Here is an 11,509-nt window from a genome sequence, read left to right as displayed (position 1 = left end):
GGTGGGAGCGGAAAGGGGCGCGGTCGCGGTTCGCAGCGAGCTTGTCGCCTCGGCCGCGAATTACGCGCTCGCCCATGTGCCGCAGGCGATCAAGGCGCTGGGGCTCGATGGCGCGCATCTGGTGCGAATGATCGAGGCGCGGCTCCACACGGGGCAGACGGACAGGTTGTCATGATCGGTGTGCTCGAAAAAATCGTGGCGCTCGCCGCGCAATTCGCATCCGCCATGGTGACGTTTCTCTGGGCAGGTGATCGTGCCGAGGTCGCGAGGCTCCGGCGTCAGATGGAGGTCCGCAATGCAATCGAGGAAGCGATGTCCATGGGGCCTCGCAATCAGTCTGATGTCACTCGCAGGCTGCGCGACGGGAGTTTCTGAACCGGGTTGCATTCCATTGCGAAGTTACACACCGGCCGAACAGGCCACGATGGCGGATGAACTCGATCGGCTCGGGCCCGCATCCATGACCGGACGTTTTCTTGCCGACTACGCGACATTGCGCGACGGGTTGCGCGCCGCATGCAGACAGGAAGGAAGTCGATGAACGAACAGATGACGACGGGCGATGCCGCGACGCTCGCGCGCGCGCTTCAGGATGCGACGAGTGCGACGGCGAGTTTCGGCATCGAGACGACGCGCACGCTCGCCGCGGTGACCGAGCAGTACCGGAGGGCGGCGGGAGGCGGGCGCGACTTCGGAACGGCGCTGGGAAGCGCATTCGACAGCGTGGCGCTGAAAGGCCGCTCGCTTTCCGACACGCTTCGGAAACTCGCGCTCGATCTTTCCGCTCTCGTCCTGAAGGGCGCGGTGAACTCGCTTGCCGGTTCGTTGGGCAACTCGCTTTCAGGCGCGCTCGGCTCGCTCGTCGCCAGCGCCGACGGCAACGTGTTCGCAGGCGGCCATGTGAAACCCTTCGCCAAGGGCGGCGTGATCTCGAGCCCATTACTCTTTCCATTGAGGAACGGAGCGGGACTCGCGGGCGAGGCGGGCGCCGAAGCGATATTGCCACTGCAACGCGGGAGCGACGGGCGGCTCGGCGTTGCGGCGGCAGGCGCGCAGCAGCCGGTGCAAATCCACTTCAACGTAACGGCGAGCGATGCCGAAAGCTTCCGCCGCTCGGAAACGCAAATCGCCGCGATGCTCAATCGCGTGGCGGCACGCGGCGCGAGGAACCTCTGATGGCATTTCACGAAGTTCGCTTTCCGCTGGCGATTTCATTCGGTTCGACCGGGGGACCAGAGCGTCGCACAGAAATCGTGACACTCGGCTCCGGTGCGGAGGAGCGCAACAGCCCCTGGGCGGGTTCGCGCAGGCGATACAATGCAGGAACGGGCGTGCGAGGTCTCGACGATCTCCACATGCTGATCGAATTCTTCGAGGCGCGGGGTGGGCGGCTTCATGGCTTCCGGTGGAAGGACCGGGCGGACTGGAAATCCTGTGCGCCGGGCGGCGCGACTTCGCCGCTCGATCAGGTGATCGGAACGGGTGACGGCGCCCGGGCGGAATTTCAACTGGTGAAGACCTATGGCTCGGGCGGCGCAAGCTTCGAACGCGCGATCAGGAAACCGGTCGCAGGCACGCTGCGCGTGGCGGTCGATGGCGTGGAGAAGATGGAGGGTACGCATTTCGCGCTAGATGCGTCGACGGGGCTCGTGACTTTTGTCAGCGGCGCGATACCGCCTTCAGGCGCGGCGGTCACGGCGGGCTATGAATTCGACGTGCCGGTGCGCTTCGACACGGATTTTCTGGAGATCAATCTCGCCGCCTTCGAGGCGGGCTCGGTACCGGCCATTCCGGTGATCGAGATCAGGGCCTGAAGCGCGGCGGGGGCAAAAGGTGCAATCATGAAAACGCTATCGCCAGCTCTTGCGGCCCATCTCGCAAGCGGCGTGACGACGCTCTGCCATTGCTGGAAACTGGTCCGGCGTGACGGCGTCGTCATGGGCTTTACCGATCACGATGGCGATCTCGCATTCGGCGGCGTGACCTTCGAAGCGGCGGCGGGCCTGACGGCAAGCGCCATCGAGACGAGCGCGGGGCTCGCGGTCGACAATCTCGATGTGCTCGGCGCGCTCTCCTCGGAGCGGCTCAATGACGGCGATCTCGCGGCCGGCCTCTATGACGACGCCGAGATCGAGGTCTGGCGCGTCAACTGGCAGGACACCGACCAGCGCGTGCTGATGCGAAGGGGGAATCTCGGCCAGGTGACGCGCGGCGCGACGGGCTTTGCGGCGGAGCTTCGCGGTCTGGCGCACCGGCTGAACCAGCCTGTCGGGCGGATCTATCAATATGGATGCGATGCCGATCTCGGCGACGGGCGCTGCGGCCTCGACCCCGGCGCGCTGACGGCGAACGGCGTCGTCATCTCGTCGGCTGATGACCGTATTCTCACGGCGGACGGGCTTGCGGGATTTGTCGAAGGCTGGTTCGAGCGCGGGCGGCTCCGCTTCAAGAGTGGCGCCAATGCGGATACGAGCATGGAGGTGAAGCTGCACGCCCCGGCGCCGGGCGGCGCGCTCATCGAACTGTGGCAGCCCATGGCGCGCGGCGTGGCGGCGGGCGACACATTCGAGGTCATGGCCGGCTGCGACAAGCAGTTCGCCACATGCCGGGCGAAATTCTCGAACGCGGTCCGCTTTCGTGGTTTCCCGCACATGCCGGGAAATGATTTCGTCATGTCCTATCCATCGGCCGGAGGCGCAAATGACGGCGGCAGGCGGCACTGAAGTCAGGCGAGCGGATATCGTCCGCGCGGTGCGCGACTGGATCGGCACGCCATACCGGCATCAGGCGAGCGCAAGGGGCGCGGGCACCGATTGTCTCGGCCTCGTGCGCGGCGTCTGGCGCGATCTCTATGGCGAGGAGCCGGAAGCGCCGCCTGCCTATACGCCGGACTGGGCCGAGGCGCCCGGAGCCTGCGAGGAGACGATGGCGGATGCGGCGCGCAGACACATGATCGAGATCGCCGCCGATGAAGCGCGCGAGGGCGATGTCGTGCTTTTCCGCATGCGGGCGCGGGGACCGGCGAAGCACGCCGCCATTCTCGTCACGGCGGAACGCATGGTGCATGCCTATTCGGGCCGCGCCGTCGTTGAAACCACAATTGGGCCCTGGTGGCGGGCGCGGCTTGCCTATGCGTTCCGCTTTCCGCGCGTGATGGACTGATCCCGGCCGGCGCGACGCGACGGCGGAAAACGAAAGCGAACATGGCGACACTCATTCTTTCAACTGCGGGCGCGGCGCTCGGCAGCGCGCTTCTGCCCGCGGGCCTGAACATCCTCGGCGCGACGGTGAGCGGCGCGGCTCTCGGCAGCGCGATCGGCGCGGGGATCGGCAATTATGTCGATCAGGCGCTTTTCGGTCCCACGCTTGCCAATGCCGAAGGGCCGCGGCTTTCCGACCTGCATGTGATGGCCTCGACGGAAGGTGCGCCGATACCGCGCCTCTATGGCCGCGCGCGGCTTTCCGGCCAGATCATCTGGGCGACGAAATTCAGGGAGCATGCCTCGACGCGAGAGGCAGGCGGCGGCAAGGGCGGTGGTGGCGGCGCGAGCGTCACTGAATACAGCTACACCGCATCCTTCGCCATCGGGCTTTGCGAGGGGCCGGTAACGCGGATCGGCCGCGTCTGGGCGGATGGCAAGCCGCTGTCGCTTGCCGACATCAACTGGCGGCTGCACCGCGGCGAGGAGACGCAAGAACCAGATGCGCTCATCGAGGCGGTGGAAGGCGAGGCGCCCGCCTATCACGGGCTTGCCTATGTCGTTTTCGAGGAACTCGACCTTTCGCCCTTCGGCAATCGCGTGCCGCAGCTCTCATTCGAGGTGTTTCGCTCACTGAGCGACGTGGAAGCGTCGATCCGCGCCGTGACCGTCATCCCCGGCGCGGGCGAATTCGTCTACGACACCGAGACCGTGCGCGAGATCCTGAGCGAAGTTTCGAGCCGCGCGGTGAACGCGCATGGCAACGCGGGAAAGGCCGATTTTGTCACCGCGATGGACGAACTGCAAGCGGCCTGCCCGAATGTCGGCAGCGCGTCGCTCGTCGTATCCTGGTTCGGCGACGATCTGCGCTGCGGCCGTTGCACGGTGAAGCCCAAGGTCGAGACGGGCTGGAAGATCACCATGCCCGCGCAATGGAGCGTCTCGGGACTTTCGCGCGGCGGCGCGGCAGCGGTGAGCTCAGTCGACGGGCGGCCCGCCTTTGGCGGCACGCCATCCGATCGCTCGGTCATTCGCGCCATCCGCGATCTCAAGGCGCGCGGTCTTCGCGCGGTCTTCTATCCCTTCATCATGATGGACATTCCGGCGGGGAACGCGCTCCCCGATCCCTATACGGGCGCGGCAGGCCAGCCTGCCTATCCCTGGCGCGGCCGCATCACCTGCGCACCAGCAGCGGGCCGCCCCGGCAGCGCGGACAAGGCGAGCGCCGCCGCGACCCAGGTCGCAAGCTTCTTCGGCACGGCCGCGCCCGGCCATTTCACGCGGCTCGGAGAGGGCGTCGCCTATTCCGGGCCGGCGGAATGGTCCTATCGCCGGATGGTCCTTCATTACGCGCATCTTTGCGTCGCGGCGGGCGGGGTCGATATGTTCCTCATCGGCTCCGAACTGAGGGGCCTCACGCAAATCCGCAGCGATGCCTCGACCTATCCCGCCGTCGCGGCGCTGAAGGCGCTCGCCGCCGACGTGCGGACAATTCTCGGTCCGGCCACGAAGATTTCATATGCGGCCGACTGGTCGGAATATTTCGGCCATCAGCCGCAGGACGGATCGGGCGATGTGTTTTTTCATCTCGATCCGCTCTGGGCGGACCCCAATGTCGATTTCGTTGGCATCGACTACTACCCGCCGCTCACCGACTGGCGCTCGTCGGGCGACCATCTCGATGGCCGGATCGCATCCTCGATCTACGACCTCGACTATCTGACGTCGCGCTTCGGCGCGGGCGAGAATTTCGACTGGTACTATGCGAGCGATGCGGACCGGGCCGCGCAGCGACGCTCGCCCATCACCGATGGCGCCCATGGAAAGCCATGGGTCTATCGCGCGAAGGACCTGCGTGGCTGGTGGGCGAACGCGCATCACGACAGGCCGGGTGGTGTCGAGAGAGCGGCGCCGACGGCGTGGGTGCCAGAGGGCAAGCCCATCGTTCTCACCGAAGCGGGATGCCCCGCAATCGACAAGGGGACGAACGAGCCGAACGTCTTCGTCGATGCGAAATCGTCCGAAAGCGCGGTGCCGCATTTCTCGCGCGGCACGCGCGACGATTTCATCCAGCGCCGCTTCATCGAGGCGATGATGAACCATTGGGGCAAGGGCGGCGCGCACAATCCGCTCTCGGCCGTCTATGGCAAGCGCATGATCGCGCCCGAAGACATCTTCTTCTGGACCTGGGATGCACGGCCCTTTCCAGCCTTTCCCGATCGCACCGACATCTGGGCGGACGGCGCCAACTGGCAGCGCGGCCACTGGCTCAATGGCAGGGTCGGCGCGGTGCCGCTTGGTGATCTCGTCGCCGCGATCATGGGCGATGTGGGCTTCACCGATTTCGACGTCTCGGAACTCTCGGGCATCGTGCAGGGCTTTGCCATCGACCGGATCATGTCGCCGCGTCAGGCGCTGGAGCCGCTCATGCTGGCGCGCTTCTTCGATGCGGCGGAAGCGGAAGGCAGGGTCCGCTTCCGGCATCTCGCCGCCCGGCCTGCGCTGACGCTGACGCCCGCCGACCTTGCGGTCGAGGAGGCGAGCGCCGCGCAGGGCTATGAACTCAAGCGCGGACAGGAAACCGAACTGCCGCTCTCGGCAAAGCTCACCTTCATCGATGGCGGCCTCGACTACCGGCAGGCGGCGGTCGAGGCGCGGCGCCTGTCGGTCGCAAGCCAGCGCGTTGCCGCCGCGGCGCTGCCGATCGTGATGACGCATGACGATGCGCAGGGCGTCGCAGACATCTGGTTGCAGCAAGCCTGGGTCGAGCGCGAAAGCGCGGCGCTCAAGCTGCCGCCGAGCAGGCTGGCGCTCGATCCTGGCGATGTGGTGGAACTTTTTCTACCTGAGCGGCGCGCGCGCTATCGGCTCACCGCGCTCACCGATGCCGGTTGGCGCGAGGCGAGGGCGGTCGCGTCCGAGGCGAGCCTTTTTGGCCCGTCCGCCGCGCCGCCGCGAAACTATCGGCCCGTGAGCCCGGAGAGCCACGGCGCGCCGCTCGCCGTCTTTCTCGATTTGCCCTTGCTCGAGGGAACCGAGACGCCGCATGCGCCGCGCGTCGCCGTGGCGGCGGAACCCTGGCCGGGCGCCGTCGCTTTTCACAAGAGCGCGACGGGCACCGGCTTCGCCTTCGACAGGTTGGTGACGAAGCCCGCGACGCTCGGACGGACTCTATCGGCGCTCGGTCCGGGCGTAACGGGGCGCTGGGACCGGAGCCAGATGCTCGCCGTCAGTCTCTCATCGGGCATGCTCAGCTCGGCGAGCGAGGCGGCGATGCTGGCGGGCGCCAATGCTGCCGCTCTCGAAACGCCGGAGGGCGAGTTCGAGGTGATCCAGTTCCTCGATGCGAAGCTCGTTGCGCCTGACAGCTATGAATTGACGGGGCTGTTGCGCGGACAGGCAGGAACGGAAGCGGCGATGCGCCGGCCGCTGGCGGAGGGGGCGCGTTTCGTTCTGCTCGACGGGGCCATCGCCGAGCTTGGCATGAGCGACGCCGAACGAGGGCTTGCGCGCATATGGGCCTATGGTCCGGCATCGAAGCCGATCGACGATGAAAGCTACAGGCGCGAGACGCGGAGCTTCGGCGGCATCGGGCTGCGGCCGCTTTCGCCCGTTCATCTGCGGGGGCGAAGGCTCGCGGACGGTGCCATCTCGATCACATGGATAAGGCGTACACGGATCGGTGGCGATAGCTGGGAAGGCATGGACGTGCCGCTCGGCGAGGAGGAGGAGCGCTATGAAGTGGATATTCTGAAGAACGGCATCGCCATCCGAACGCTCGACAGTCTGACGGCGACGGCGATCTATTCCACGGCCATGCAGCAAAAGGATTTCGGGACGGCGAATATTGCGACGCTCGATGTGAGGGTCGCGCAAATCAGCCGCAGCTTCGGGCGCGGCACGATGAGAGAGGCGACGCTTCATGTCTGATACCACGCATCTGAAACTGCCCTATCTGGAATCCGCACAGGCGCAGAAGCATGTGACGGTGAACGAGGCGCTGCGCGCGCTTGACGCGCTGGTGCATCTTTCGGTGAAGGGCAGGACGCTGACGGCTCCGCCCGCAAGCCCCGGCGAAGGCGATCGCTACATCGTCGGGCCGGACGCGACCGGCAAGTGGACTGGCGCGGACCGCAAGGTCGCCGCCTTCACGGATGGAGCGTGGCAGTTCTTCGCGCCGCAGGCAGGCTGGCGTGCCCATGACGAGGGAACGGGGGATCTCGTTCTTCACGACGGCACGGGCTGGCGGAAGGAGAACGCCACGGCGAAAAGCTCGCACGGCGCGGCAACCGAGTTCGGCATCGTCGAAGGCGAACATGAGTTGACGGCGGGCACGACGAACGACACCGGCCTAGCCATACCCGAACGCGCGATCGTGTTCGGGGTCACGGGACGTGTCCTGACCGCAATCACCGGCGCAACCTCATGGAACCTCGGCGTTGCTGCCGATGCTACGCGCTACGGGAACGGTATCGGCGTCGCCAAAGGATCGACTGTCATCGGCCCTTCCGGCACGCCGGTCACCTATTGGGCGACAACGCCGCTGAAGATTTCTTCCGCGGGCGGGGCCTTCGCCGGCGGCCGGGTTCGCCTCGCCATTCACTACATCGCCCTGACCGGCCCCGACAACTGAAGGAGAAGGGGCGGCAGGCAGGAGGGTCGTGCCTGACAATCCAGCCGCTTGGAACAAAGCGGGAATAAATGCCTAAGTACAGCGGAAATCCCATGCACCAGACGATGAACCGCTCTTCACGGGCGGAGAATTGCGCGCGCGCCGACCCACCCGATCTCGCCGAAATGCTCCTCCTTGCGCGGAAGCTGTGCCGCGAGGCGGTGGATGACAGCGAAGAGGGGCGGATCGCCTTCGCCTGGATGCTCGTCAACGCGCGTGGCAGGGGCGAGGGGAAAGCCGCCTCTGCGCCGGGCATCGCCCTCGCATGCGGCAACCGCATCAATGCCGATTTTGCCGATGCGGAATTCTGCCGTTCGCTGGCGCTGCTCTGCCTCATCCTCGCAGGCGACCTCGACGACCCGACGCGGGGCGCGACGAAGTTCCATGCCCATGACGATTGGCCCTGCTGGGCGAGGGACGCTGAGCCTCGCGCCCTGATCGGACGGCGCTTCTTCTATGCGCCGGAGTGATGCCCTGTCGCGGCTCGCAGGCGGGGCGGGGCGTTATCAATTCGTCAACGAAGAGACGATAGCGTTTACGCATCCTTGTCCTGCTTCCGGTGGAACTCGATGCAGCGGAAGATATTTTATCAGCGCCGTTCAAGACGGCCTCTCGCCATCCTGCTCGGCCTTGCGAGCATGGGCGCGGTCGTATTTTCCGTAGGCGTCTATACGGGCAGCGCCTATCCCGACCTCTTCACTTTCGGCCCGACAGCACCCGCAGCCCAGGTCGCGGCAGCGGGCTTCTGAGCGTCGCCTGCCGTCGCGTGAACGGCCGTTGGAGGGTGACGCCATCTCCCCGAAGTTCTATAACGACCCTGAACGCGGACGGATCGCGTGCCGTATGCGGTACATCCTGGCGGGCATGAGGGTCCATGGCTGGCGGCAGACTTTTTTCCTCGCGCAGAATGTTCGGCTCTCGCCGGATGATCTTCAGCGAGCCCCGGCGCAGACTGCCCTGGATGAGGATCCTCGGCATTCTCGTGGCGACCTTCGTCGTCTTCGCAGCCGGCGTCTATACGGGCCGCGCCTTCCCGAACCTGCTGGGCGACCGTGTGCCCGCGCCCGTTGCCGCAGCGGAATTCTGACATCTCGCCCGCTCTGCATTTTCGCATCATCTTTTGCGTGACCGGGCCTTTCCCGTGCTTGCCGCTCAGCGGACTTCGCGCCAAATATGCGGAGCCCGAAGGGCTTCACGGCAAATCCGGGGGAGGCGATGGATCTTCAACTCACAGGCAAGACCGCTCTGGTGACCGGCTCGCATCGCGGCACGGGCCGGGTTATCGCCGAGCGGCTGGCCAGGGAAGGCGCGCGCGTGGTCGTGCATGGCATGGCGGACGGCGAGGCCGAAACCGTCGCCGCCGATATTCGTGAGGCGGGCGGGCATGCCGTCGCCGTCGCGGGCGACATCACCGGGGACGAGGGGGCGAAGGCGGCATACGAGGCGGCCAGGCAGGCGGCGGGCGCCATCGACATTCTTGTCAACAATTACGGTATCGCCGAGGCTGGCTCATGGACGCGCACGGAAACGCCGGACTGGATCGACGCCTATGAGAAGAACGTGCTCTCGGCCGTGCGCATGGCGCGGCTTTCGATCGGCGCGATGAAAGAACGCGGCTGGGGCCGCATCATCATGCTCGGCACGATCGGCTCGACGGAGCCCGCGGCGCGCATGCCACATTATTATGCGGCGAAGGGCGCACTCGTCACCATGACGGTGAGCCTCGCAAAGGAACTTGCCAACACCGGCATCACCGTGAACATTGTGAGCCCCGGCCTCATCCGCACGAAGGAAGTGGAGGAGCGCTTTCTCGCGCAGGGCTATGAGAAGGGCTGGGGCACGACATGGGAAGAGGTCGAGCCCCATGTACTGAAAACCTTCATGAACAATCTGACCGGGCGGGTGACGACGCCAGCGGAGGTCGCTGATCTCGTCGCTTTCGTCGCGTCGCCGCGCGCGGGCGCGCTCACCGCGCTCAATCTCCGCATCGATGGCGGCACGACGGCGCTGGCGGTCTGAATTGACGACACGGCAAATTGGTTTTTTGAGTTGCAGCTTTTGAACGGGAATGACGATGCAGACGTTCCGCTTTGACCTGTGCGAACTGCCCGAGGAAACGAAGGGTCTCCGCGAGGAGGTGCGCGAATTCCTCGACAAGGAGTTGCGGCACGTGCCCGCCGTGACGCGCGCGCAGACATGGATGGGTTTTGACGCCGAGTTCAGCCGGAAGATGGGGGAACGCGGCTGGATCGGCATGCGCTGGCCGAAGCGCTATGGTGGGCATGAGCGTTCCGCCTTTGACCGTTACGTCGTGCTGGAGGAAATGCTCGCGGCAGGCGCGCCCGTTGGTGGGCACTGGATCGGCGACCGGCAGTCCGGGCCGCTGCTCCTCAATTTCGGCACGGAAGAGCAACGCCAGCTCATCCTGCCGAAAGTCGCGCGCGGCGAGTGCTTCTTCTGCATCGGAATGTCGGAGCCGGATTCGGGCTCCGATCTCGCGGCCACGCGAACGCGCGCTGAAAAGGTCGATGGCGGCTACAGGGTCAACGGCACGAAGCTCTGGACCTCGAACGCGCACAAGGCACATTACATGATCGCGCTTTTCCGCACGAGCCAGGACCCGAACAACAAACATGCGGGCCTGACGCAGTTCCTCGTTGATCTGAAGAACACGGACGGCATCACCATCCGCCCGATCAAGGACCTCGCGGGCAACGCCCATTTCAACGAGGTTGTGTTCGAGGATGCCTTTGTGCCGGAGGGCATGCTCGTCGGCTCGGAAGGGTCCGGCTGGGCGCAGGTGAATGCCGAGCTTGCTTTCGAGCGATCGGGGCCGGAGCGCTATCTTTCGAGCTTCATCCTTCTCGTCGAGATGATCCGTGAGCTGCAGAAGCGCGGCGGAACCGAAGGCGTGCGGGAAATCGGCCGGCTCGTCGCGGATCTCGTGACGCTGCGGCAGATGTCGCTCTCGGTCGCGGGCATGCTCGACAAGGGCGAGAACCCGGCGCTCGAAGCCTCGGTGGTGAAGGACCTCGGCACCGGCTTCGAGCAGGACATGCCGGTGAAGGCGCACGAAATTCTCGGGATGGAGCCGACCATCGGATCAGGCAGCGACTTCGAGCAGGTGCTCGGCTATCTCACCCAGACCGTGCCCTCCTTCTCGCTGCGCGGCGGCACGCGCGAAATTCTGCGCGGGATCATTGCCCGCGGCCTCGGTCTTCGCTGAGAGGAGAGACATGATGAACGAGATGCAGACGATCCTCGATGCGAGTGTGACGAAGCTTCTTGACGATCACTCGACGAAGCAGGCGATCCAGAGCGCGGAGGAGGGCGGCTGGCCGGAGGCGCTTTGGAATGCGCTGGTCGAAAACGGCATGACGCGCATTCTCCTGCCGGAAGCGCAGGAAGGCGCCGGCGCGACATGGAGCGATGCGCATGTCGTGCTCAAGGCTGCGGGCGCGCATGCGGCGCCGGTGCCGCTCGCGGAAGCGATCCTCGCGGGCTTCGTGCTCGGCCGCGCCGGCATCACCATGCCCGAAGGCGTCGTCACGGTGATGGAAGGTAATTTCAAGCTGAATGGCGGCCGGCTGACCGGCACGGCGAAGCGCGTGCCCTGGGGACGCAATGCGAGCCATGC

Annotated in this window: 13 protein-coding genes; all 13 read left to right on the top strand. The window is 65.8% G+C overall.

What is annotated here, in order from left to right; all coding sequences use genetic code 11:
* Positions 1–171: 171 nt before the first annotated feature.
* Positions 172–375 carry a hypothetical protein gene (locus tag PKA57_RS05015; RefSeq protein WP_324298124.1) on the top strand — a complete coding sequence of 68 codons (204 nt, stop codon included), beginning with the start codon at positions 172–174 and terminating at the stop codon, positions 373–375.
* A 162-nt stretch (positions 376–537) separates the two neighbouring features.
* Positions 538–1,176 carry a phage tail tape measure protein gene (locus PKA57_RS05010; protein WP_324298122.1) on the top strand — a complete coding sequence of 213 codons (639 nt, stop codon included), beginning with the start codon at positions 538–540 and terminating at the stop codon, positions 1,174–1,176.
* Positions 1,176–1,814: a DUF2460 domain-containing protein gene (locus PKA57_RS05005; protein ID WP_324298120.1), complete on the top strand. Its 639-nt coding sequence runs from the start codon at positions 1,176–1,178 to the stop codon at positions 1,812–1,814. The genes PKA57_RS05010 and PKA57_RS05005 overlap by 1 nt, the downstream gene beginning before the upstream one ends.
* A 27-nt stretch (positions 1,815–1,841) precedes the next feature.
* Complete coding sequence (locus tag PKA57_RS05000; RefSeq protein WP_324298118.1) at positions 1,842–2,723, top strand: DUF2163 domain-containing protein; 882 nt, start codon at positions 1,842–1,844, stop codon at positions 2,721–2,723.
* Positions 2,701–3,162, top strand: coding sequence for an NlpC/P60 family protein (locus PKA57_RS04995; RefSeq protein WP_324298115.1), 462 nt, complete (start codon positions 2,701–2,703; stop codon positions 3,160–3,162). Before PKA57_RS05000 ends, PKA57_RS04995 begins: the two co-directional genes overlap by 23 nt.
* Positions 3,163–3,203: 41 nt before the next feature.
* Entirely contained in the window at positions 3,204–7,130 is a 3,927-nt protein-coding gene (locus PKA57_RS04990) for a glycoside hydrolase TIM-barrel-like domain-containing protein (protein WP_324298113.1), read from the top strand.
* The gene (locus tag PKA57_RS04985; protein WP_324298111.1) at positions 7,123–7,833 is read left to right on the top strand and encodes a DUF2793 domain-containing protein; all 711 of its coding nucleotides are present in this window, start codon (positions 7,123–7,125) and stop codon (positions 7,831–7,833) included. The genes PKA57_RS04990 and PKA57_RS04985 overlap by 8 nt, the downstream gene beginning before the upstream one ends.
* Before the next feature lie 68 nt (positions 7,834–7,901).
* Positions 7,902–8,342: a hypothetical protein gene (locus PKA57_RS04980; protein ID WP_324298109.1), complete on the top strand. Its 441-nt coding sequence runs from the start codon at positions 7,902–7,904 to the stop codon at positions 8,340–8,342.
* Between the two features lie 99 nt (positions 8,343–8,441).
* A complete protein-coding gene (locus PKA57_RS04975) occupies positions 8,442–8,621 on the top strand; it encodes a hypothetical protein (RefSeq protein ID WP_324298107.1) in 180 nt (59 codons plus the stop codon).
* A gap of 125 nt (positions 8,622–8,746) precedes the next feature.
* Complete coding sequence (locus tag PKA57_RS04970) at positions 8,747–8,959, top strand: hypothetical protein (protein WP_324298105.1); 213 nt, start codon at positions 8,747–8,749, stop codon at positions 8,957–8,959.
* Positions 8,960–9,087: 128 nt separating this feature from the next.
* Positions 9,088–9,891, top strand: coding sequence for an SDR family NAD(P)-dependent oxidoreductase (locus PKA57_RS04965; RefSeq protein ID WP_324298103.1), 804 nt, complete (start codon positions 9,088–9,090; stop codon positions 9,889–9,891).
* A gap of 49 nt (positions 9,892–9,940) precedes the next feature.
* Complete coding sequence (locus tag PKA57_RS04960; RefSeq protein WP_324298101.1) at positions 9,941–11,098, top strand: acyl-CoA dehydrogenase family protein; 1,158 nt, start codon at positions 9,941–9,943, stop codon at positions 11,096–11,098.
* A 13-nt stretch (positions 11,099–11,111) separates the two neighbouring features.
* Positions 11,112–11,509: acyl-CoA dehydrogenase family protein (locus tag PKA57_RS04955; RefSeq protein WP_324298099.1), on the top strand; the 398-nt coding region annotated here is incomplete at its 3' end.

The organism is Parvibaculum sp., from assembly GCF_035325945.1.
In the GTDB taxonomy this organism is placed as follows: Bacteria; Pseudomonadota; Alphaproteobacteria; order Parvibaculales; family Parvibaculaceae; genus Parvibaculum.
The sequence above is the reverse complement of the archived record's forward strand: the minus strand, read 5'-3'. Positions and strand labels throughout refer to the sequence as shown.

Coding starts and splice junctions, on each gene's coding strand:
- PKA57_RS05015 (WP_324298124.1), top strand. CDS start 172: ATGATCGGTGTGCTCGAAAAAATCGTGGCGCTCGCCGCGCAATTCGCA.
- PKA57_RS05010 (WP_324298122.1), top strand. CDS start 538: ATGAACGAACAGATGACGACGGGCGATGCCGCGACGCTCGCGCGCGCG.
- PKA57_RS05005 (WP_324298120.1), top strand. CDS start 1,176: ATGGCATTTCACGAAGTTCGCTTTCCGCTGGCGATTTCATTCGGTTCG.
- PKA57_RS05000 (WP_324298118.1), top strand. CDS start 1,842: ATGAAAACGCTATCGCCAGCTCTTGCGGCCCATCTCGCAAGCGGCGTG.
- PKA57_RS04995 (WP_324298115.1), top strand. CDS start 2,701: ATGACGGCGGCAGGCGGCACTGAAGTCAGGCGAGCGGATATCGTCCGC.
- PKA57_RS04990 (WP_324298113.1), top strand. CDS start 3,204: ATGGCGACACTCATTCTTTCAACTGCGGGCGCGGCGCTCGGCAGCGCG.
- PKA57_RS04985 (WP_324298111.1), top strand. CDS start 7,123: ATGTCTGATACCACGCATCTGAAACTGCCCTATCTGGAATCCGCACAG.
- PKA57_RS04980 (WP_324298109.1), top strand. CDS start 7,902: ATGCCTAAGTACAGCGGAAATCCCATGCACCAGACGATGAACCGCTCT.
- PKA57_RS04975 (WP_324298107.1), top strand. CDS start 8,442: ATGCAGCGGAAGATATTTTATCAGCGCCGTTCAAGACGGCCTCTCGCC.
- PKA57_RS04970 (WP_324298105.1), top strand. CDS start 8,747: ATGGCTGGCGGCAGACTTTTTTCCTCGCGCAGAATGTTCGGCTCTCGC.
- PKA57_RS04965 (WP_324298103.1), top strand. CDS start 9,088: ATGGATCTTCAACTCACAGGCAAGACCGCTCTGGTGACCGGCTCGCAT.
- PKA57_RS04960 (WP_324298101.1), top strand. CDS start 9,941: ATGACGATGCAGACGTTCCGCTTTGACCTGTGCGAACTGCCCGAGGAA.